The organism is Streptomyces tanashiensis, assembly GCF_014648895.1.
Lineage (GTDB): Bacteria > Actinomycetota > Actinomycetes > Streptomycetales > Streptomycetaceae > Streptomyces > Streptomyces tanashiensis.
Genome location: NZ_BMRZ01000003.1, coordinates 374,736 through 396,004 on the forward strand (window position 1 = coordinate 374,736; position 21,269 = coordinate 396,004).

At 74.3% G+C, this 21,269-nt stretch carries 16 protein-coding genes; 6 read left to right on the plus strand and 10 right to left on the minus strand.

From position 1 onward, the window contains the following. Positions 1–130 precede the first annotated feature (130 nt). Both IE237_RS12315 and IE237_RS12320 read right to left on the minus strand, forming a co-directional pair. Entirely contained in the window at positions 131–2,188 is a 2,058-nt protein-coding gene (locus tag IE237_RS12315) for a phosphocholine-specific phospholipase C (protein ID WP_189801949.1), read from the minus strand. A 268-nt stretch (positions 2,189–2,456) separates the two neighbouring features. Continuing rightward, on the minus strand, positions 2,457–2,873 hold the full coding sequence (locus IE237_RS12320; RefSeq protein WP_189801950.1) for an organic hydroperoxide resistance protein: 417 nt from the start codon (positions 2,871–2,873) through the stop codon (positions 2,457–2,459). Positions 2,874–2,988: 115 nt separating this feature from the next. On the opposite strand from IE237_RS12320, the gene IE237_RS12325 reads away from it, so the two are divergent. After that, a complete protein-coding gene (locus IE237_RS12325; protein WP_308433066.1) occupies positions 2,989–3,453 on the plus strand; it encodes a MarR family winged helix-turn-helix transcriptional regulator in 465 nt (154 codons plus the stop codon). Positions 3,454–3,473: 20 nt separating this feature from the next. Here the strand turns inward: IE237_RS12325 and IE237_RS12330 are convergent, their stop codons facing one another. The 5 genes from IE237_RS12330 to IE237_RS12350 are packed head-to-tail and all read right to left on the minus strand — an operon-like array spanning position 3,474 to position 8,463. Then, complete coding sequence (locus tag IE237_RS12330) at positions 3,474–4,754, minus strand: beta-ketoacyl-[acyl-carrier-protein] synthase family protein (protein WP_189801952.1); 1,281 nt, start codon at positions 4,752–4,754, stop codon at positions 3,474–3,476. Continuing rightward, the gene (locus IE237_RS12335) at positions 4,754–4,984 is read right to left on the minus strand and encodes an acyl carrier protein (RefSeq protein ID WP_189801953.1); all 231 of its coding nucleotides are present in this window, start codon (positions 4,982–4,984) and stop codon (positions 4,754–4,756) included. Before IE237_RS12335 ends, IE237_RS12330 begins: the two co-directional genes overlap by 1 nt. After that, the gene (locus tag IE237_RS12340; protein WP_189801954.1) at positions 4,981–6,594 is read right to left on the minus strand and encodes a drimenyl diphosphate synthase; all 1,614 of its coding nucleotides are present in this window, start codon (positions 6,592–6,594) and stop codon (positions 4,981–4,983) included. Before IE237_RS12340 ends, IE237_RS12335 begins: the two co-directional genes overlap by 4 nt. A 52-nt stretch (positions 6,595–6,646) precedes the next feature. Then, entirely contained in the window at positions 6,647–7,192 is a 546-nt protein-coding gene (locus tag IE237_RS12345) for an NUDIX domain-containing protein (protein ID WP_189801955.1), read from the minus strand. After that, positions 7,189–8,463, minus strand: a complete 1,275-nt coding sequence (locus tag IE237_RS12350; protein WP_229842607.1) for a cytochrome P450 — start codon at positions 8,461–8,463, stop codon at positions 7,189–7,191. Before IE237_RS12350 ends, IE237_RS12345 begins: the two co-directional genes overlap by 4 nt. A gap of 39 nt (positions 8,464–8,502) precedes the next feature. Here IE237_RS12350 and IE237_RS12355 point away from each other — a divergent pair, with 39 nt between their 5' ends. The 5 genes from IE237_RS12355 (at position 8,503) to IE237_RS12375 (ending at position 16,770) form a co-directional block, all read left to right on the plus strand. After that, a complete protein-coding gene (locus IE237_RS12355; RefSeq protein WP_189801956.1) occupies positions 8,503–9,792 on the plus strand; it encodes a wax ester/triacylglycerol synthase domain-containing protein in 1,290 nt (429 codons plus the stop codon). After that, a complete protein-coding gene (locus tag IE237_RS12360) occupies positions 9,789–11,198 on the plus strand; it encodes a cytochrome P450 (RefSeq protein ID WP_189801957.1) in 1,410 nt (469 codons plus the stop codon). Before IE237_RS12355 ends, IE237_RS12360 begins: the two co-directional genes overlap by 4 nt. 35 nt (positions 11,199–11,233) lie before the next feature. Further along, on the plus strand, positions 11,234–11,686 hold the full coding sequence (locus tag IE237_RS12365; RefSeq protein ID WP_189801958.1) for a GNAT family N-acetyltransferase: 453 nt from the start codon (positions 11,234–11,236) through the stop codon (positions 11,684–11,686). Further along, positions 11,683–12,933: an MFS transporter gene (locus IE237_RS12370; RefSeq protein WP_189801959.1), complete on the plus strand. Its 1,251-nt coding sequence runs from the start codon at positions 11,683–11,685 to the stop codon at positions 12,931–12,933. Before IE237_RS12365 ends, IE237_RS12370 begins: the two co-directional genes overlap by 4 nt. A 153-nt stretch (positions 12,934–13,086) precedes the next feature. Then, a complete protein-coding gene (locus IE237_RS12375; protein ID WP_189801960.1) occupies positions 13,087–16,770 on the plus strand; it encodes a S8 family serine peptidase in 3,684 nt (1,227 codons plus the stop codon). A gap of 75 nt (positions 16,771–16,845) precedes the next feature. On the opposite strand, the gene IE237_RS12380 is transcribed toward IE237_RS12375, so the two are convergent. From IE237_RS12380 to IE237_RS12390, 3 genes are all read right to left on the minus strand, one after another. Then, a complete protein-coding gene (locus tag IE237_RS12380; RefSeq protein ID WP_189801961.1) occupies positions 16,846–18,300 on the minus strand; it encodes an acyl-CoA synthetase in 1,455 nt (484 codons plus the stop codon). Positions 18,301–18,394: 94 nt separating this feature from the next. Next, the gene (locus IE237_RS12385) at positions 18,395–19,579 is read right to left on the minus strand and encodes a nitrate/nitrite transporter (RefSeq protein WP_229842692.1); all 1,185 of its coding nucleotides are present in this window, start codon (positions 19,577–19,579) and stop codon (positions 18,395–18,397) included. Positions 19,580–19,685: 106 nt separating this feature from the next. Next, positions 19,686–21,236 (minus strand): GAF domain-containing sensor histidine kinase, encoded by a 1,551-nt coding sequence (locus IE237_RS12390; protein ID WP_189801963.1) that lies wholly within the window; start codon positions 21,234–21,236, stop codon positions 19,686–19,688. Between the last annotated feature and the right edge of the window lie 33 nt (positions 21,237–21,269).

Here is a 21,269-nt window from a genome sequence, read left to right on the forward strand (position 1 = left end):
GCCTCCGCTCCTTGGATCGGAAGCCTAAAACGGCGTCATATGGGCTGAAACCGCCGTTCGGGTCACTCTCCGTCACGGTCGTGCCCGCCCGCCCCGGCACCGGCGTGCGGTGCCGGGGCGGGCGTCGGTGTCAGTACGTCAGGATGCCCGGGTCCGACTGGCTCGCCGCACCCGTCTCCACGTGGCCGGCGAGGCGGCGGAGGTAGTCCGTGCCCGCGGAGGACGTGACGGTGACGTCGTACCAGTGGTGGGCGGCGGAGGCGTCGACGGTGTGGGTGACCGTGGCGCCCTTCGCGACCGAGAGGGTCGTCGCGGAGCCGCCGTAGGCGTTGGTGACGGTCACCGTCGCGGTCGTGCCGGCGTTGGTGAACGTGAGGTCGAGGCGGCCCGTGCCGGCGTTGTGACGGGCGGTGACCTCCGGGACCGCCGTCTTGCCGGGGGAGCGGAAGCGGCGGAGGAAGCCGTTGGGGCCGTGGACCGTGAGGTCGGTGACGCCCTTGGAGTACTTGGTGTTCCAGGTGTCCGCGATCGACTTGTTCGCCTCCGCCGTGTACGTCCAGGGGACGTCGGTGCGGTTGGCCGAGGTCACGTAGAACTGGGCGCCGGCCGCCGGGCCGCCGCTGAACGTGAGGCGGTAGGTGCCCGCCGTCACGTCCGCCGCTCCGTCCACGTACGGGGCGTACTTCAGGGGGCGGGTGGGCTTGGCGCCCGGCTCCTGGCGGGGCATCGTCCCGACGGCCGGGGCGGTGGCCAGGAAGTCGGGGTGGCGGTTCTTGTCCGGCGGGTAGTAGCCGGCCGTCGGCGGGAGCGGGGCGGGCTGGGTGTTGGTGCGCGTGAAGTCGAACGCCGAGGTCAGGTCGCCGCAGACCGCGCGGCGCCAGGGGGAGATCTGCGGCTCGCGGACGCCGAAGCGGCTCTCCATGAAGCGGATGACCGAGGTGTGGTCGAAGGTCTCCGAACAGGTGTAACCACCGGTGGACCAGGGGGAGACGACGAGCATCGGGACGCGCGGGCCGAGACCGTAGGGGCCGGCCGCGTAGCCGACCTTGCCGGGGAACCAGTCCAGGGTGGTCGCGGTCGTGGACTTGCCCCAGGAGGCGTCGCCCGGGGCGAACGGCGGGACCACGTGGTCGAAGAAGCCGTCGTTCTCGTCGTACGTGATGAAGAGGGCGGTACGGGCCCACACGTCCGGGTTCGAGGTCAGCGCGTCCAGGACCTGCGCGATGTACCAGGCGCCGTAGTTGGAGGGCCAGTTGGCGTGCTCCGAGAAGGCCTCCGGGGCGGCGATCCAGGAGATCTGCGGCAGCCGGCCGCCCTGCACGTCGGCGCGGAGGATGTCGAAGAAGCCCTCGCCCGCCTTGGCGTTCGTGCCTGTGCGGGCCTTGTCGTAGAGGGGGTTGCCGGGCTGGGCGTTGCGGTAGTTGTTGAAGTAGAGCAGCGAGTTGTCGCCGTAGTTGCCGCGGAAGGCGTCGTTGATCCAGCCCCACGAGCCGGCGGCGTTCAGGCCGTCGCCGATGTCCTGGTAGATCTTCCAGGAGACGCCCGCCGCCTCCAGGCGCTCGGGGTAGGTGGTCCAGCCGTAGCCGGCCTCGGCGTTGTTGAGGACGGGGCCGCCGCCCGTGCCGTCGTTGCCGACGTGACCGGTCCACATGTAGTAGCGGTTGGGGTCCGTGGCGCCGATGAACGAGCAGTGGTACGCGTCGCAGATGGTGAAGGCGTCGGCGAGCGCGTAGTGGAACGGGATGTCCTCACGGGTGAGGTGCGCCATGGTGGCCTTGGTCTTGGCCGGGATCCAGTTGTTGTACTTGGCCTTGTTGAAGGCGCTCTGGCCGCCCTGCCAGTCGTGGTTCAGGCCCTGGAGGTACTCCATGCCCAGCTTGTCGCTGGTCGGCCGGAAGGGGAGCGTGACGTTCCCGGAGTTGTCCTCCTGGTTCCAGACGGACTTCCCGCTGGGCAGGGTCACGGGGCGCGGGTCGCCGAAGCCCCGTACGCCCTTCATCGCCCCGAAATAGTGGTCGAAGGAACGATTCTCCTGCATCAGGACGACGATGTGCTCGATGTCCTGGATCGTGCCGGTGGAGCCCTGCGCCGGTATCGCGGCGGCGCGGGCGATGCTCTCCGAGAGCATCGTGAACGCGGCGGCGCCGCCGGTCAGCTGGAGGAACCGGCGGCGGTTGAGGTCGGCCATGGGGGAGTTGCCCTCCGGGAGTGAGTACGTGCGGTGGGGGTACGGGTGCGGCGACCGGGCGGGCCGGCCGACGGGCGCCCCACAGGAGAGCGCCCGCGAACCACGGCCCGGCGGCCGTCCCATGACTGCCCGTCGTACGGCAGACGAATCCCCCGTGCCCGAACGTGAAAACTCACAACCGAACGCCCCCGGTGGGTCGATGACCACCAGGGGCGTGCGGGAACCAACAGAAAGCCACGCGCCGAACGGCTCGGCGAGCCGCGGCCGACTACTCGACGACGAGCTCGACCTCGATGTTTCCGCGGGTGGCCTTCGAGTAGGGGCAGAAGGCGTGCGTCTTCTCCAGGAGGGCGAGGCCCGCCTCGCCCTGGAGGTGGTCGGGGAACTCGGCGCGCATCACGACCGCGAGTCCGAAGCCGCCGTCCGCGGCGTCCTTGCCGATGGAGACCTCGGCGGTGACGGAGGCCTCGGAGATGTCGATCTTCTCCTGGCGCGCGACCACGCCCATGGCGCTGGCGAAGCAGGCCGCGTAGCCGGCGGCGAAGAGCTGCTCCGGGTTGGTGCCCTGGCCGTTGCCGCCGAGCGCCTGGGGGTGGGCGAGGGGGAGGTCGATGTGGCCGTCGGAGCTGACGGCGCGGCCCTCGCGGCCGTTGGCGGTGGCGACGGCGGTGTAGATCGCGTCCATGGGGTCTTCCGTTCCTCGGAGGGTCCGTGTCGTGCTGCCCTCATATTGTTAGTGCGCGATTGAGTTGTGCACAACTTAATCGCGTGTGATGCGCGTCTCCCGTACCCTGGACCCCATGGACGAGGACTTCCTCCGGCTCGACAACCAGATCTGCTTCTCCCTGCACGCCGCCACGCGCGCCTTCAACGGCGTCTACCGGGGCGCGCTCAAGGAGCTGGGCCTGACCTACCCCCAGTACCTCGTCATGCTCGTGCTCTGGGAGCACGGCGAGCTGCCCGTGAAGGGGATCGGCGAGCGGCTGCGGCTCGACTCCGGCACGCTGTCGCCGCTCCTCAAGCGGCTGGAGGCGGCGGGATACGTCGAGCGGCGCCGCAGCGCCGAGGACGAGCGGTCCGTCACCGTCCGCCTCACCGCCGACGGGACCGCCCTGCGGGAGAAGGCCCTCGGCGTGCCCCGCCGGATCGCCGCCGCGACCGGCCTCGACCTGGCGGAGCTGGGGGAGCTGCGGGAGCGGCTCCACGTCCTGGCCGCCCGGCTCGACGGCGTCGACCCGGACGACGTGGCGGCCGCCTGCGGCTGACCGCCGCGGCGGCCCCCGCCTCACGGAGCGGTGATCACCAGCGCCGCGTTGTGCCCGCCGAAGCCCACCGAGGTGGAGACGGCGAGCCGGAGCCGGGCCCCGCGGGCCGTCGTGGGGACGTCCAGGTCGATGCCCTCGCCCGGCTCCGCGAAGTTCGCGGTCGGCGGCACGGTGCCCTCCGCCAGGGACAGCACCGTGAGCGCCGCCTCCACCGCCCCCGCCGCACCGAGCAGGTGCCCCGTCACCCCCTTCGTCGACGTCACCGGCGGGCGGTGCGGGAACAGCGCCGCGAGCGCCGCCGCCTCCACGGCGTCCCCACGCGGCGTCCCCGTCCCGTGCGCGTTGACCAGGCCGACCTCGCCCGGCGCCGCGCCCGCCTCGGCGAGCGCGCCCCGGACGGCCGCCGTCAGACCCGAGCCGTCGGGCCGGGGCGCCACCACGTGGTGCGCGTCCGAGGTCGCCCCGTAGCCGCTGATCAGCGCCCGGGCCCCGGCCCCGCGCGCGGCGGCGTCCGCCGGGCGCTCCAGGACCAGGAACCCGGCGCCCTCCGCCATCACGAAGCCCTCCCGGTCCCGGTCGAACGGCCGCAGCCCGCCCGCCGGGTCGTCGAACCGGTGGGACAGCGCGCGCAGCCGGTCGAAGCCCGCGATGTAGAACGGGCTCAGTGAGGCCTCGGCCCCGCCCGCCAGGACGACGTCGCAGCGGCCCAGGGCCAGCAGGTCGAGCGCGACGCCGATCGCCGTCGCGCCCGCCGCGCACGCCGTGGTCACCGCCGCCGACGGGCCCCGGATCCCGAACCCGACGGCCAGCTGCCCCGCGACCCCGTTCGGCAGCGCGCCCGGCACCGCGAACGGGGACATGTCGCCGGGGCCGTCCGTCCGCAGCACCTCGTGCTGCGCCTCGAAGGTGAGGACACCGCCCGCCCCGATGCCGACGACCACGCCGACCCGCGCCCCGTCCCAGCCGACGGGGTCCAGGCCCGCGTCGGCGAGCGCCTCCCGCGCCGCGACGAGGCCGAGAAGCGCGGCGCGGTCGGGCCGCCGCGCCGTCACGGCCCTGCCCAGGTCCCCGGGGAGCTCCGGCGCCCGGCAGGCGAGATACCGCAGGCCGTGCCGCTCCTCCAGGGCCGCGGTGGGCTTCCCGGCGCGGACGGTCTCCCAGGTCGTCGCGGCGTCCGCGCCGGCCGGGGTGAAGAGACCGACACCGGTGACCGCGGCGCCCGGCCCACGGCCGATGCCGAGGCCCTGTGCCCCCGGCCCACGGCCGAGGCCCGGGCCCGTCGCGCCCGGCCCGTCGGGCATCAGGCCACCCCCGCGTACCGGGAGACGAGCCCCTCGATCGCGGCGACGGTGGTCGCCGCGTACAGCTCCTCCTCCGGCACCGGGACGCCCCGCTCCTTGCGCAGGACGAGCGCCAGCTCGGTGAGCAGGAGGGAGTCGAGCCCGGCCTCCTCGCGGGTGGAGTCGGGGGTGATGTCCGCCGGGTCGAGTCCGAGCGAGACGAGCAGGGTCTTCAGTTCGTCGAAGGTCATGGCATTCCTTGTGAGGGGAGACGGGACGCGCGCGCGTGGTTCAGGCCGAGCAGCACGCACACGTCGGTCAGGACGGGCACGTGGTAGGCGAGCGGCCGGGGCCCGGCCTGGTCGGGGCGGGAGACGAAGCCGCCGTCCGGCCGCTGCCGCTCCAGGAGGTGGCGTACCGCCCGCCCGGTCGCACCCCGGGCGGACGGCACGGTCGGCGTCCGGGCCACGGCGATCAGCGCGTACGCGGTGCTGATCGGGTCGCTCGGATCGGACGGCACGTGCCCCCAGCCGCCGTCCGCGTTCTGGGTGTCGACCAGCCGGGCCACGGCCCGCGCCCGGGCCCGCGCCACCTCGGTCGCGGCCGGACCGCCGGGTGCCACGGCCAGGAAGGAGTCGTGGGCGAGGACCGTACGGAACAGGGCGTTGCTCTCGTTGAGGCTCCAGCTGCGCTCGAACGGTCCGGCGGCCTCCTGCCGGGCCACGACGAACCGGACGGCGGCCTCGACCGCCGACCGGTGCGCGGGCTCGGGGGCCAGCGCGTTCACGGCCGCCGCCGTTATCGCCACCTCGGAGGCGGTGCCGCGCTCGAAGGTCGGGAAGCCGCCGTCCGCACCCTGCCGGGCCAGCAGGTACCGCTCGCCGGCCGCCACCTCGGCCCCGAAGCGCCCCGGGTCCGTCGCCCGCAGGAACTCCACGCAGTACGCGGTGTCGTCCACGTCGCTCTGCGCGACGCCCCGGTCGAACCCCCAGCCGCCGTCGGCGTTCCGGTGCTCCGCGAGGGCCGTCGCGAGGGCCCGCAGGGTGTGCGCGGGGGCTCCCGCGCCCGTCAGGGCGAGCCCGCCGGTCGCCGTCGCGAACACGTCCATGCCCGTGATGAACGGCAGCCCGCCGTCCTCGCGCAGCCGCCCGCGCAGCTCCGACGCCCGCGCCCGCACGGCCGTCGCGTACCGGGGCCGCAGCCGCAGCGCGAGCAGCGCGAGGGTCCTGGCGAGGTGGTTGCCGTACGGGGGCGGGCCGGGGAGCGAGCAGGGTTCGAGCGCCCGCCAGTCGTCCTCCGTGACGAGCCGCGGCGCACCGGTCCCGAAGGCGTACAGGACCTTCAGGGCGGCCATCTCCGTGATCAGCCAGCGCTGTTGGCCGCGTGCCTCGAAGAGGGACTCGGGGGAGGGGAGTTCGGGGAAGGAGTGGGCGCCGAGCTCCGCCAGGATCGTCTGGAACATCAGCCGCTTGCGCCCGGCGGTGAAGTGGTCGAAGCCGCCGAGCAGCCGGGCGAGCGCGCCCCGCCCGTCCACGTACTCGCCGAGGGCCGCGCGGGCGGCGGCCTCCTGCACGGGGTCGGGGGCGCCCTCGTCCACGGCGGTCTTCAGACGGCGGGTGAGCCGCTCCTGGGCGTCCGGGTCCACGCCCGTCACGGTGAGCAGCCGCAGGGCCAGGGCGGATTCCAGGATCCGGCTGTCGCACGGGGCCCGCAGCAGCCCGTCGGGACCGGCGGCCTCCAGCAGGCGGCCGGCGAGCCGGGCCCGGGCGTGGTCGAGCGGCCCGCTTCCCGGGAGGGGTTCCGGCCGGGGGCCGGGGGCGGCGAGGGAGACGCCGGGTAAGGGCAGCGCGCGGTACGTCATGGGGAGGTGTCCTTCGGCGGTGTCGTACGGAAGGTGGGGCGAGGGGAGGCGGTCAGCGGGGGAAGAGGCGCCGCACGGCCTCCGCGCCGGCCGGGACCAGCGGGGTGTAGCCGCCGGTCAGGACGGCGAGCGGCGCGACGAAACCGCACCAGGCGATCTCCTGCGGATCGGGCCGGGGCGCACGGTCAGCCACCCAGCGGTGGACCGTGAGGAAGCAGGCGCCGTGCGGGTCGTCGACGCGGATCCGGTACGCCTCGGTGAGGCCGGGCGCCCGCTCCCAGCCCAGCTCCTCGCGGAGCTCCCGGAGCGCGGCCGCGCGGTAGTCCTCGCCGCTGCGGACCGCCCCGCCGACCAGGACGTCGTAGTGACCGGGGTAGGCGGGTGCCGAGGCGGTCCGCCGGTAGAGGAGGACCCGGCCGGTGCTGTCGGTGCAGACGGTCGCCGCGTACCGGCGGAGCAGTCCGGCGGGAGGCCCGGCGGTCCGTCCGCCCTGGGTCACCACCCGGTCCCGGGGGTCGACGTAGTCGACCCGCTCGGAGCCGTACCCCTCGGGGGCGCGGCCGTCGGACGGGCGGGCGTCGGGGGCGGGCGAATTCACGTCCGCTCGCGGACGCGCGCGTGCAGCGGGCCGGCCGGGCGCAGGTTGATGCCGAAGACGGCCTCGCCCGCCGGCCCGGTCGCCTCCACCGTGAACCGGGCCAGGAGCGCGCCGAGCAGCACCTCCATCTCCCGCATCGCGAACCGGGTGCCGAGACAGGCGCGCGGACCGATGCCGAAGGGGAGGTACGCGCCGGGCGGCAGCGGCGAACGGGCCGGGAAGCGGCCCGGGTCGAAGGTCTCGGGCTCGGGCCAGACCTCCGGGTCGCGGTGGGTGAGGTACGGGCAGACGAGGAGGTCCGTGCCGGCGGGGATCGCCCAGCCGGCCAGTGTCTCGTCCGCCGGGCTGTGCCGGGGCAGCAGCCAGCCCGTCGGGTAGAGCCGCAGCGTCTCGGAGAGCACCGCCTCGACGGCCCGCGGGTCCCCCGCGGCCCGCTCCATGATCTCGGGATGCTCGTCGAGCAGGACGAACGCCCAGGTCAGGGTGCGGGCGCTGCTCTCGTATCCGGCGACGAGCAGGGTGACGAGCTCGTCGCGGATCAGCCGGTCCGTGTACGCGGGATCCGTCCCGGCCGCGTCGAGCAGCCGGTCCAGGACGCTCGCCCCGGCGCCGTCCGCCCGGTGGCGCACCCGGGCGTCGGCGAGGGCCCGGAGCATCCGCTCGTCGAGCGCGCCGATCGCCGCCTCGACCTCCGGCGGCAGCGCGGTCGCGCCGCCGACGTCGGCGGGCAGCGCCGCGACGATGTCCTGCACCGCCGCCAGGTCGACGTACGTCTCCTGGTCCAGGGGCCGGTCGGTGAGCGAGCGCCAGATCGTGTCGACGGTGAAGAACTGCACGTCCTCGGCGATGTCCGTCGGCTCGCCCCGGCGGGCCCGCTCCGCCCAGCGGTCGACGACGCACGCCGCCGCCCCCTCGATGTGATGCTCCCAGCGCTGGATGCCCCGGCCCGTGAACATCGCCTGGAGGAGCTTCCGTTGGGACCGCCAGGCCTCGCCCGTGGCGGTCAGCATGCCGTCGCCGAGGAGCGGTCTCGCCCGGTGCGACCGCTTCACGTACCGGTCGCCGCCGAGGCCGAGCACCTGGTGCACGTGCCGGGGCTCCGTGACCAGGACCGCCGCCCGGCCGCCCCGGCGGAATCCGGTCAGCCGGCCCGGGGTGTGCGCCTGGCGGAGGAGGTCGACGAGGGGTGCTCCGGAGGCGGTCCACGCCGCCACGGCCTCGTCGCCGAGGAAGGCCGGGGGCATGCCGTCCGTCACGCATTGCGATCGCATGATGACGTATCGTAGCGCTCCGTGCGATCTTCAGATCCGATGCGATCTTCCACGGGGGTACCGCTCGCGGTGCTCGACCGGCTCTCCCTCGACGTGGCGGCGCTGCACGCGACGGACTCCGCCCTGCACCTCGGCGGCCTGGTCGTCCTCGAAGGAGAACCACCCTCGCGGGTGAGGGTGTTGGAGCACCTGAGGCGCCGCGTCGGCCTGCTCCCGGAGCTCGCCCACCGGCTGTCCGGCGGCCCCGGGCGCCCGTGCTGGGAGCCCGACCCCGGCTTCGATCCCGACCGTCACCTGTACGAGTCGGCCGGCGGCGCCGACCCGTCGGCCGTCGCCGCCGCACTCCTCCGTCAACCCCTGCCGCGCGACCGGCCGTTGTGGGGGATCTGGCTCGTCCGCCGGGCGGGCGGCGGACGGTGGGCGCTCTGCTACCGGGCCCACCACGCCTTCCAGGACGGCGCCGCCGCCGTCGCGACCCTGGAGCGCCTCCTCGGCCCCGAGGAGACGCCGCGCGCCAGGGCCCTCACCTTCCGGCCGCCCCGGCCCGTGGACTGGGCCGCCGTCCTCCCCGAGTTCCGGCCCGCGCGCCGCGTCACCTGGTGGCCGGCCCTCGACGCCCCGCCCGCCCAGGCCTACACCGCCGCGTTCGCCGACGTCGACATGGCCCGGCTGCACGCGCTGGGGCGCCGCACCGGGGCCACCGCCCCGCAGCTCTGCCTCGCCCTGACGACCGAGGTGCTGCGCGCCCTGCACCCCGACGGCTGGGGCCCGGACGGCCCCGGCCACGGCCTGGCGCTGCGCGCCAACCTCGGGATCAGCGTCCGGGACCCCGACGACCCCCGCCCCCACCTCGGCAACCGGGTCGCCGTCGCCGGGGTCGACCTCCCCTGCGGCGAGCCCGACCCGGACGAGCGGCTCGACCGCCTCGGACGCGCCCTCGACCACACCCGCCTCGCCCGCCTCGCCGACGCCCACCGGGTCGTCCTGCGGAAACTCCCGTACCGGATCGGCCGGTTGACGCTCTCCCGCAGCGTCGACGCCCGCTACACCCCGCTCGGTGTCGCCGACCTCCGGGTCCGGCGGCCGCTCGGCTTCGCCGGAACCCCCGCGACCGGGGTGTACGCCCTGCCGGTCATGGTGCCGGGCCAGCCGCTCTTCGTCGCCTGGGTCACGCACCGCCGCCGCCTCCACGTCACCTTCCTCGCCGACCGCTCCCTCACCGGCGCCGAACGGCTCCCCGAAGCCTGGGAGTCGGCGCTCGCCGCGCACGAACGGCGGGCGGAGGAAGGTGCGTTCACGCGAACGGCGAGCGGGGCGGAGCCCTCGTGAACGGCCCGGAACAGGAGACCCCGCCCGCGCCCCGGCACGGACGGGCCCCCGGGGCCTGGCCGCTGCTCGGACACCTGCCGTACCTGGCGACCCGGCCGCTGTCCTTCCTGGACTCGCTGCCCGGCCACGGAGACGTGGTCCGCGTCCGGATGGGGCCCCGGACCGCCCACGTCGTCAGCCACCCGGCGCTCGTCCGCCGCGTCCTCACCGACCGCCGCTCCTTCGACCGGAGCGGAGTCCTGTACGAGAAGGTCCGCGCCCTCCTCGGCAACGGCCTCGCCACCTGCCCGAACGCCGAGCACCGCGACCAGCGGCGGACCCTCCAGCCCGCCTTCCACCACTCCCTCATGGACCGGTACGCCGCCGTCATGACGGCCGAGACCCAGGCCCTGACCGCACGCTGGCGACCGGGAGCGGTCGTCGACGTCACCGAGGAGGCCTTCCGGCTCACGACCGCCGTCGCCGTCCGCACCCTGTTCTCCGCGGGCATCACCGCGCAGGCCGCCGAAGAACTGCGCGAAGCCCTCGAAGTCCTCCTGCGCGGCGTCTACACCCGGGTCGTGGCGCCGGTCGTCGACCGGGTGCCGTCCCCGGCCCGCCGCCGCTACCGCCGGGCCCTCGCCCGCTGGCGCACCGGCGTCGCCGCCATCGTCGCCGCGTACCGGGCGGCCGGGGTCGATCACGGCGACGCCCTCTCCCTGCTCCTCGCCGTACGGGACGAGCACGGCCGCGCGCTCTCGGACGCCGAACTCGGCGACCAGGTCGCCACCCTGGTCCTGGCCGGCGCCGAGACCACCTCCTCGGTCCTCGCCTGGGCCCTGCGCCTCCTGGCCGACCACCCCGAGGCCGCCGGCCGGCTGCACCGGGAGCTCGACGCGGTCCTGGCCGGAGGGCCCGTCACCGCGGCCGACCTGCCCCGCCTGCCGTACACCGCCGACGTGGTGCGCGAGGTGCTCCGCCTCTATCCGCCGGCCTGGGCGATCACCCGGACCACCACCCGCGAGACGGAGCTGGCCGGGCTGCCCCTGGCGCCCGGCTCCACCGTCATCTGCTGCCTGTACCTGCTCCACCGGCGCCGCGAACTCTTCCCGGACGCGGCGCGCTTCGACCCGGACCGGTGGGCGGCGGGGGAGGCACCGAGGGACGCCTGGCTCCCCTTCGGGCTCGGCGCCACCAAGTGCGTCGGTGACGTGTTCGGCACGGTCGAGGCCGGACTCGCGCTCGCCGCCATCGCCTCGCGCTGGCACCTGACCCCGGTCTCCCCGCGCCCGCCCCGCCCGGTCCCGCGCATCGTGCTCTCCCCGGGGCCGCAGCCGATGCGGCTCGCGGGCCGCGTGCCCGGGGTCGGCGCGGCCGGAGTAGCGCCGCACAGGGCGGGGGACCGTGGCGCGTTCACCGAATTGTAAGGAGCATCAACCGAGATCGCTCCTATACTCGCTCCATGTCCGACATCACCATCCGGCGTGCCACCGCCGACGACTCCAAGCGGCTCACCCGGCTCGTCCGGACCTCCGGGGCCTACCGGGGCGACTACGCCACCATGGTCGAGGGATACCAGGTCGGCGGTCCGTACATCGAGCACCACCCCGTCTACGTCGCCGTCGACGAGGCCGACGGCGGCCGGGTGCTCGGCTTCTACGCGCTCCTCGTCGACGAGGCCGAACTCGACCTCGCGTTCGTCTCCGACGCGGCCCAGGGACTCGGCATAGGCCGCCTCCTCATGGAGCACATGACCGAGCGGGCCAGGGCCGCCGGCCTCGACTCCGTGCGCGTCGTCGCCCATCCCCCCGCCGAGGAGTTCTACCTGCGGACCGGCGCCGTCCGCACCGGCACCGTGCCGGCCGCCGGGCGCATCCACTGGGAGCGTCCCGAGCTGCGGTACGACCTCGCGTGACCGCCACCCAGGAACAGGACCGCCGCAAGGTCTTCGCCGACCTCACCCCGCTGCGCACCTCCGCGCACTACCGCCGCCTCTGGTTCGGGAACACCGTCTCCTGGGTCGGGCAGGGCATGACGGCGCTCGCCGTCTCCCTCCAGGTGTACGACATCACCCGCTCGCCCTTCTCCGTCGGGCTCGTCGGGCTCTTCGCCCTCGTCCCGCTCGTCGTCTTCGGCCTGTACGGCGGCGCCATCGCCGACACCGTCGACCGCCGCAAGCTCGGCCTCGCCAGCGCGAGCGGCTCCGCCGTGCTCTCCGTCGCCCTCGCCGCCGCCGCGTTCGCCGGCTTCCACCAGGTCTGGTTCCTGTACGGGATCGTCGCCCTCCAGGCCGTGTGCGCCGCCCTCAACTCGCCCGCCCGGTCGTCGATGATCCCCCGGCTCCTGCCGCCCGAGCAGCTGCGCGCCGCCAACGCGCTCAACTCGATGGTCACCACCTTCGGCACCCTCGTCGGACCCAGCCTCGGCGGCCTGATCGTCGGCTTCGCCGGCTACCAGACCGCGTACCTCGTGGACGCCGTCGCCTTCACCGCGAGCCTGTACGCGATGTGGCGGCTGCCGTCCATGCTCCCGGAGCGGACGGGCGGCAAGAGGGCCTCGGTCCTCGACGGACTGAGATTCCTCGCCACCCGCCCCAACCTGCGGATGACGTTCTTCTCCGACTTCTGCGCGATGATCCTCGCCCACCCCCGCGCCCTGTTCCCCGCCATCGCCGTCCTCTGGTACGGCGGCGACGCCAAGACCGCCGGACTCCTCGTCGCCGCGCCCGCGTTCGGCGCGCTCCTCGGCGGGGTGCTGTCCGGCTGGCAGGGCCGCATCCGCCACCACGGGCAGGCGATCCTGCTCTCCGTCGCCGCCTGGGGCACCGCCATCGCCGTCTTCGGGCTGACCCGCAACCTCTGGCTCGGACTGCTCATGCTCGCCGTCGCGGGCTACTCCGACACCGTCTCGATGATCTTCCGGAACACGATGATGCAGGTCGCCGCCCCGGACGAGATGCGCGGCCGGCTCCAGGGCGTCTTCATCGTGGTCGTCGCGGGCGGGCCCCGCCTCGGCGACTTCCTCGCGGGCTCCGTCGCCGACCTCACCTCGCCGGCCGTCGCCGTCACCGGCGGCGGGATCGCCTGCGTCCTGGCGATCGGAATCCTCGCCCTGTACGGGCGCGGATTCCGCCGCTATGACGCCCTCGACCCGACTCCGTGACCATTCACCCCGAACGGACCGTCCCGTCCTGGCGGTTGGCCGCCACGGCACATAACCGCCAGGAGTGACAGGGGTCAACACCCGCCCCAGGGGCCAAGACTCCTCGCGGCACCCGGAACACCCCCGACCCCGGGTCCGCGAGGAGTTCGAACGATGACGTCGAGGACCACACCCTTCGACAGAGGGAGGGCCGCGCTGCTCGCCGCGGGCGTCTCCCTCGTGATGCTCTCGGCCGGGCAGACCCCCGCCGCCGCGAACACCGCACCGACCGTGCCGGACACCTTCAAGGCGTCCGCGACGAGCAGCACCGTCACCCTCGTCACCGGTGACCGCGTCACCCTCACCGACCTCGGAGACGGGAACAGGACCGTCACCGTCGACCGGGCGAAGGGCGCCACCGGCGCGATACGCAGCCAGACCGTGAACGGCCGCGTCACCGTCGTCCCCGACGAGGCCCGCCCCTACCTGGCCTCCGGCGCGCTCGACCCCCGCCTCTTCGACGTCACCGGCCTCGTCGAGCAGGGCATCACCGGCGAACTCCCGCTGATCGTCACCTACGGCGCCAGGGGCGCCCGGACCGCCGCCGCCCCGCGCGGCGCCGAGACCGTCCGCGCCCTGCCCAGCATCGGCGGCGCCGCCGTCACCGCCACCGACCCCGCCGCCTTCTGGCAGGGCTTCACCGCCCGCGGCACCGCCCGCGCCGCCGCCCCCGGCAAGGTCTGGCTCGACGGCCGCGTCGAGGCCGCCATGGCCGAGTCCAACGCCCAGATCGGCACCCCGAAGGCCTGGGAGGCCGGACTCACCGGCAAGGGCGTCAAGGTCGCCGTCCTCGACACCGGCGCCGACCTCGGCCACCCCGACCTCGCGGGCCGGATCGCCGAGACCAGGTCCTTCATCGAGGGCCAGGAGGTCGCCGACCGCGGCGGCCACGGCACCCACGTCACCTCCACCGTCGGCGGCTCCGGCGCCGCGAGCGACGGCAAGGAGAAGGGCGTCGCCCCCGGCGCCACCCTCGCCGTCGGCAAGGTCCTCAGCGACCAGGGCTCCGGCACCGAGTCGCAGATCATCGCGGGCATGGAGTGGGCCGCCAAGGACATCGACGCGAAGATCGTCTCGATGAGCCTCGGCTCCCGCGAACCCAGCGACGGCACCGACCCGATGGCCCAGGCCGTCAACACCCTCTCCGCCGAGACCGGCGCCCTCTTCGTCATCGCCGCCGGAAACTCCGGCTACCCCGGCTCCATCGGCTCGCCCGGCGCCGCCGACTCCGCGCTCACCGTCGGCGCCGTCGACTCCGCGGACCGCGCCGCCTACTTCACCAGCCAGGGACCCCGCTACGGCGACCAGGCCCTCAAGCCCGACGTGTCGGCGCCCGGCGTGGACATCCTCGCCGCCCGCTCCCAACTCGTCGCGGGCAGCGGCCCCTACACCACCATGAGCGGTACGTCGATGGCGACCCCGCACGTCGCCGGCGTCGCCGCGCTGCTCGCCGAGAAGCACCCCGACTGGACCGGCGCCCAGCTCAAGAACGCGCTGATGTCCTCGTCGAAGACCCTCGACGCCACCTCGTACGAGCTCGGCGCCGGCCGGGTCGACGTCGCCGCCGCGATCGCCGCGAACGTCACCGCCACCGGCTCTGCCGACCTCGGCTTCACCTCCTGGCCCTACGAGGAGAGCAAGCCGGTCACCAGGACGGTCACCTACACCAACTCCTCCGACGCGCCGGTCGAGCTGAACCTCGCCGTCGAGGGCATGCCCGCCGGGGTCGCCACCCTCGCCGACACCGCCCTCACCGTCCCCGCCCACGGCTCCGCGTCCACCACCGTCACCGGCGACGGCACCAAGGCCCCCGTCGGCCAGTCCTCCGGCCGGATCACCGCCACCGCCGCCGGCGCGGCCGTCGCGCACACCGCCCTCGGTCTCGTGAAGGAGGAGGAGCGCTACACCCTCACCGTCCACGTCAAGGACCGCGACGGCGCCCCGACCCCCGCCTACCTCGGCGTGCAGAAGCTCGTCGAGGGCGAGGACCCCTTCCCGGCCACCGTCGGCGAGTCCGGCACCCTCGAACTCCGCCTCAAGCCCGGCACGTACACCGTCGACACCTTCCTCGACGTCCGCGGTTCGCACGGCAAGGACTCCCTCGGCCTCGGCTTCCTCACCGAGCCGGAGATCGTCCTCGACCGCGACCGCGAGATCACCCTCGACGGGCGGCAGCTGCGCGAGATCCGCGCCGAGGTCGAGAAGCGCACCGAGACCCGCCAGCTCCTCATGGAGTTCGACCGCAAGGCGAACGGCGCCTCCTACGGCGGCGCCGTCCAGGTCCCCCCGGCCTACGACTCGATCTTCGCCGCGCCGACCCGGAAGCCCGCCACCGGCACCTTCGAGTACCGGACCGTCTGGCGCCTCGGCAAGCCGATGCTGGAGGCCGCCGTCGACGGCGTCCGCCTCTCCGACGCCACCCCGCAGGCCGGCACCACCCTCCTCGAAGGCCGTCACCGCCTCGGCCTCGTCGACGCGGGCACCGGCACCCCCGCCGAGTACACGGGCAAGGACGTCACCGGCAAGGCCGTGCTCGTCCGGCTCACCGAGGGCGCCGACCCGAAGCAGCTCGCCCAGACCGCCCAGGACGCGGGCGCCGAGGCCCTCTTCGTCACCGACGACCAGCCCGGCCGGCTGATGAAGTGGTTCGGCACCGCCGCCTACGAGGACCGCCCGCTCGCCGTCGCCACCGTCAACACCGCCGACGCGCAGCGGCTCGCCGCCGGCGCCGCCCGCGGCAAGCGCGTCGACCTGACCGGCACCCGCTTCACCCCGTACACCTACGACCTCTCCGAGGGCCACCCCGGCGCCATCGGCAAGGACCTCGTCTTCCGGCCCGACGAGGACGAACTCGCCACGATCCACTCCACCTTCCGCATGCCGACCAAGCGCAAGGAGCTCGGCGGCGAGTTCCGGTACTCGATCACCGACACCTTCCGCATCGGCTTCGGCTTCAAGGAGTGGATCGCCTTCCCGGCCGAGCGCACCGAGTACGTCTCCACCGGCACCGGACAGCGCTGGCACGAGTCCGTCGACCTCGGCGAATCCCTGGAGCAGCGCGGCGGACAGTCCGTCTACCGGGGCGGCAGCCGCACGGAGCTCGACTGGTTCGGCCCCGTCTGGCACCCCTGGCTGGGCACCGGCCTCGGCTGGGGCCAGCAGCGCACCGGCAACGACCTCCGCTTCAACACCCCCGGTTGGGGCGACTCCGGCACCGACCACACCGGCTTCGGCAACGTGTGGAGCGACGACAGCATGACCCAGTACACCGAGGTGTACGTGAACGGCGTCCGCGTCGACCGCAAGATGAGCTCCGGCGCCTACGCCTGGGACGCCCCGGCGGAGGAGGCCACGTACAAGGTCGTCACCGACACCGCGCTCGACGCGGACCGCTGGCGGCTCGGCACCAAGGGCCACAGCGAGTGGACGTTCCGCTCGGCCGAGACGCCCTCCGACCGGATCACCTACCTGCCGATGCTCAACCTCGGCCTCGACGTGGACACCGACCTCAACGGCGACGTCCGCGCCGGCGGCCGGATGCCCGTCGGGATCTCCGCCGAGTACGTGAAGGGCGCCACCGGCACCGGCACCATCGGCACCGGCACCCTGGAGGTCTCCTACGACGAGGGCAGGACCTGGACGAAGGTCGCGCTCAAGAAGTCGTGGCGCGGCGTCTCCTGGACCGGTGAGCTGCGGATCCCGTCCGGCGCGGGCTCCGTCTCGCTGCGGGCCGGGGCGAGCGACGACCGGGGCGGCTCCGTCACCCAGGAGCTGATCCGCGCGGTCGGCGTGAAGTAGTCCGTGTGCGAGGCCGGGCCCCTCCGCTTCGGGGCCCGGCCTTCGCCGTCCGCTCAACCGGCCTTCGCCGTCCGCTCAACCGGCCGTCGGCAGCGCCTTCTTCAGGACCTTCCCCATGTCGTTGCGGGGGAGCGCGTCGAGATAGCGCACCACCCGGGGACGCTTGTGCGGCGCGAGCAGCCCCGCCACATGGTCGGCCAGGTCCGCCTCCGCCGGCGGCTTCTCCCCGTCCTGCGGCACCACCCAGGCCACGATCCGCTCGCCCAGGTCCGGGTCGGGCTCGCCCGTGACGGCCGCCTCCAGGACCCCGGGATGGTCGAGGAGCGCGTTCTCGATCTCGCCCGCCCCGATCTTGTAACCACCGCTCTTGATGAGGTCGGTCGCCTTCCGGCCCACCAGACGCACCGCGCCGTCCGCCTCGCGGACCGCCATGTCACCGGTGCGGAACCAGCCCCCGTCGAACGCCGCCGCCGTCGCCTCCGGCCGGCCCAGATACCCGGAGAAGAGGTTCGGGCCGCGCACCTGCACCTCGCCGACCGTCTCCCCGTCCAGCTCCTCCAGCACCGAACCGTCCTCCTCCACCAGCCGCAGCTCCACGCCCGTCAGCGGAGGCCCGACGGTCCCGGGGCGCGGGGCCGCCCCCGGCACGACGCTCGTGTTCATCAAGGTCTCGGTCATCCCGTACCGCTCCACGACCGTCCGGCCCGTCGCCGCCGCGATCCGCTCGTGGTCGTGCACCGGCAGCGCCGCGGAGCCGGAGACGAGGAGCCGGGCACCGGTCAGGGCCGCCGTCAGGGCCGGGTCGCCGTCGAGGGCGTCCGCGAGCCGGTGGTACATGGTCGGCACGCCGAACAGCATGGTGCCGCCGTCGCTCAGCTCCCGGGCCACGCCGTCCACCGAGAACCCGCCCAGGTGCCGGACCTCGCCGCCGCGCCGCAGCGGACCCAGGATCCCGAGGACGAGGCCATGGACGTGGAACAGCGGCAGCGCGTGCACCAGGACGTCGTCCGCCGTCCACGACCAGGCCCCGGCCAGCGCGTCGAGGGACGCGGCGACCGCCCGGTGCGAGAGAAGGACGCCCTTCGGGGGGCCGGTGGTGCCGGACGTGTAGACGATCAGGGCCGGGGACTCGGGGTCGACCGGGGCCGTCGGAGGCGTCGCTCCCGGCCCGGTGAGCTCCACGTCGATCCGGGGGAGCGCCGCGAGGCCGGCCGGCAGCTCGTCCCCCGGCCCCGCCAGCACCACATCGGGCGTGCTGTCGCCGAGGATGTGCGCCAACTCCCGCTCACCGGTGCGGGGATTGAGCGGCACGGCGGGCACCCCGGCGAGCAGGGCGGCCACGACGGCGACGGCGGTACGGGCGGTCGGCGTGGCCCAGACGGCCACGCGCCCCATGCCGCCGACGCGGACGGCGAGGGCGGAGGCGGCCCGGGCCAGCTCGGCGTAGCTCAGGACGTCCGAACCGAAGCGGAGGGCGGGGCGGTCGGAGGGCGTCGCCGCGAGGGCGGGAAAGAGAGTCACGCTGTGCATTCTGCCCGCGCCGGCCGCCCCCGTTGTGGGCAATCGTTCCGCCCTGCGGGACGATTGCCCACACGGTGGTGGGCGGAGCCAACGGCGGGGCGCGTCAGGGGCGGGAGGACGTCAGGTCCGTCGGGGCCGGGGACGGGGTCTCCTCGGTCGGGCGGATCCCCCGCATCCGCCCGTACGCGTACACACATCCCGCCAGCGCCAGATCCGACAGCAGCATGAAGCCGATCGAGTACGAGCCCTTCGCGCTGTAGATCGCGCCCATCACCAGCGGCGGCAGGAACCCGCCGAGGCCGCCCATCGCGCCGACGATGCCGGTCACACTGCCGACCTTGGCCTGCGGGGTGACCTGGGAGACCAGGGCGAAGACGGAGCCGCTCGCCGTGCCGAGCCCGGCGGCCATGATGAGCAAGGCCGTCGTGCCGCCCGGGTACAGCGGCGGGTCGAAGGCCTGGACGATCGCGAGCAGCGCGACCACCCCGAGCGCGACGGCCGTGACGAGCGCCGGGTGGATCCGGTCGGAGAGCCAGCCGCCGATGGGCCGGAAGACGACCGTGACCAGAGCGAACCCGGCCGCCTTGGTCCCCGCGTCCGTCGGGTCGAGCTCGTACCAGGTCTTCAGGTACGTCGGCAGGTAGACGCCGAACGCGACGATGCCGCCGAACCCGATCGCGTACAGCGCCGACAGCTCCCACGTCACCCGCAGTCGGGCCGCCGAGCGGAGGCGGGTCCCGAGGGAGGCGGTGGGCACGGGCCGGTCCGGGCGGTCCGTGATGAGGAACGCGGCGAGCACCGCGTACACGGCGAGCGCGATCGCGACCACGATGAACGGCAGGTTCTCGCCGTGCTTGGCGATCCGGGGCGTGAAGTAGCCGGAGAGCGCCACCCCGCCCATGCCCATGCCGAACACCCCGAGCGCCAGACCGCGCTTGGCGGGCGGGAACCAGGAGTTGACCAGCGGGATGCCGATGGCGAACGTCGTGCCGCCGAGGCCGAGGAGGAAGCCGACGGCCAGCATCAGGCCGTAACTGTCCTTGACGACGATCAGGAGGAGGACCGGGACGATCGTCAGCGCCGAGACGAGCGGGAACATCAGCTTCGCCCCGTACCGGTCGGTCAGCGCCCCGGCCGGGATGCGGCCGAGCGAGCCGACCAGGACGGGCACCGCCACGAGCAGCGACTGCTCGAAGGAACTGAGTTCGAGCCGGTCGCCGTACCAGCTCGCGATCGGCGCGATCAGATCCCACGCCCAGAAGGTGAGCGTGAAGCCGATGGTGGCCATCACCAGGTTGCGGTAGGCCGCAGCTGTCGGGGGCTTGGTCTCGGTGGTCACGCCACCAGTCAAGATCCGGGGGAGTGCCGCGGCGCGCCGGGTTGGGCCGTACGGGTCAGGGCCAGGTCACCACGGTCGGCGGCGTGCCGTCGTCCTCGACGCGGAGCCGGGCGCCGCCGTCCCCGGCCGAGACCTCGACCGTGATCGCGCCGACCCCTGTCCGCCGGTGCGCCGCCGCGAGCGCCCCGCGCAGTACGGCGAGGAGCTTGTCCGCCGTCGCCTCGTCGACGAGGGTGTCGACCGCGCCCGAGAAGTGCACGGACGGCTGGAAGCCGAGGAGGGCAGCGGCCCCGCCGGTCTCGCGCAGGACCCGTCCCCGGAAGGAGGTGGGCGCGTCCGCCGGCGGCTGCTGGAGGGCGAAGATGGTCGTCCGGACCTCCTGGATCGTCGAGTCCAGTTCGTCCACGGCCCGGCCGAGCAGCGCCGACTCGTCGGAGGAGCCGGCCGCCCGCCGCCGGGTGGACTCCAGCATCATCTCCGTGGCGAACAGCCGCTGCACCACCAGGTCGTGCAGGTCGCGGGCGATCCGGTCGCGGTCCTCGAAGACCGCGAGCCGCTCCCGGTCGTGCCGCGCGTCCGCGAGGACCAGCGCGAGCGCCGCCTGCGAGGCGAACTGCGAGGCGAGCAGCTTGTCCACGGCCGAGTAGGGCGGGCCGCCGCGCCGCCGGGGCAGGGCGAGGGTGCCGATGAGCTTCCCGCCGCTCTGCAGCGGCAGCATCATCGACGGACCGAAGCGGGACCGTACGTGGGTGGTCATCCGGGGGTCGGTCGCCGAGTCCTCGACGAAGACCGGTTCCCCGCCCAGGAGCTGGACCAGGACCGGGGAACCGGGTGCGATCGCCGTGCCGACCAGGTCGCCGGGGTCGTCCGTGGTGGAGGCGGCGACGATCTCCATCCCGCCCTCCTCGGTGGGCTGGAGGACCACACCGGCCGAGGCGTCGGCGAGGATGCGGGCCTGCTCGGCGACGGTCGTCAGGGCGTTCTCGGCGGTGGCGCCGGTGAGCAGGGCCGTGGTCACGGCGGCCGCGCCCTCGATCCAGCGCTCCCGCTGCCGGCTGGTCTCGTACAGACGGGCGTTGCCGATGGCGATCCCGGCCTGGGAGGCGAGGACCCGGAGCAGGGCGAGGTCCTCCTCGGTGAAGCCGCCCGCGCGCTTCCCGGTGAGGTACAGATTGCCGAAGACCTGGGTGTGGACCCGGATCGGGACGCCGAGGAAGTCGCGCATCTCCGGGTGGCCCTCGGGGACGCCCGAGGAGCGCGGGTCGGCCGTCAGGTCGTCGAGCCGCAGCGGCCGCGGGTCCTGGAGCAGGGCGCCGATGAGCCCGGTGCGGCCGTCGGGGAGGCGGCCGATCCGCTGCCTCTCGGCGTCGGTCATGCCGGAGGTGAAGAGGTCGGTGAGGCGGTGGCGCTCGGGGTCGACGACCCCGAGCGCCCCGTAGCGGGCTCCGGTCAGCTCGGTGGCGGAGTCCACGATGTGCTGGAGGGTGGTGCGGAGTTCGAGGTCCGTGCCGACGCTGAGGACCGCTTCGAGCAGCATGGGCAGTCGGGGTGTCTCCGTGCCGTCGTCGGTGTCCGCGGCCCCGGCGCCCTTGTCCATGATCGTCATGGTCTCATTGTCGTACGAATCATCCGGTTTCGT

Excerpts from the sequence above, each read along its gene's own strand:
- IE237_RS12350 (WP_229842607.1), bottom strand. The coding sequence starts at position 8,463 with ATGCGATCGCAATGCGTGACGGACGGCATGCCCCCGGCCTTCCTCGGC.
- IE237_RS12390 (WP_189801963.1), bottom strand. The coding sequence starts at position 21,236 with ATGACGATCATGGACAAGGGCGCCGGGGCCGCGGACACCGACGACGGC.
- IE237_RS12380 (WP_189801961.1), bottom strand. The coding sequence starts at position 18,300 with ATGCACAGCGTGACTCTCTTTCCCGCCCTCGCGGCGACGCCCTCCGAC.
- IE237_RS12330 (WP_189801952.1), bottom strand. The coding sequence starts at position 4,754 with ATGCCCGACGGGCCGGGCGCGACGGGCCCGGGCCTCGGCCGTGGGCCG.
- IE237_RS12340 (WP_189801954.1), bottom strand. The coding sequence starts at position 6,594 with ATGACGTACCGCGCGCTGCCCTTACCCGGCGTCTCCCTCGCCGCCCCC.
- IE237_RS12320 (WP_189801950.1), bottom strand. The coding sequence starts at position 2,873 with ATGGACGCGATCTACACCGCCGTCGCCACCGCCAACGGCCGCGAGGGC.
- IE237_RS12355 (WP_189801956.1), top strand. The coding sequence starts at position 8,503 with ATGCGATCTTCCACGGGGGTACCGCTCGCGGTGCTCGACCGGCTCTCC.
- IE237_RS12375 (WP_189801960.1), top strand. The coding sequence starts at position 13,087 with ATGACGTCGAGGACCACACCCTTCGACAGAGGGAGGGCCGCGCTGCTC.
- IE237_RS12315 (WP_189801949.1), bottom strand. The coding sequence starts at position 2,188 with ATGGCCGACCTCAACCGCCGCCGGTTCCTCCAGCTGACCGGCGGCGCC.
- IE237_RS12335 (WP_189801953.1), bottom strand. The coding sequence starts at position 4,984 with ATGACCTTCGACGAACTGAAGACCCTGCTCGTCTCGCTCGGACTCGAC.
- IE237_RS12365 (WP_189801958.1), top strand. The coding sequence starts at position 11,234 with ATGTCCGACATCACCATCCGGCGTGCCACCGCCGACGACTCCAAGCGG.
- IE237_RS12385 (WP_229842692.1), bottom strand. The coding sequence starts at position 19,579 with ATGGCCACCATCGGCTTCACGCTCACCTTCTGGGCGTGGGATCTGATC.
- IE237_RS12325 (WP_308433066.1), top strand. The coding sequence starts at position 2,989 with ATGGACGAGGACTTCCTCCGGCTCGACAACCAGATCTGCTTCTCCCTG.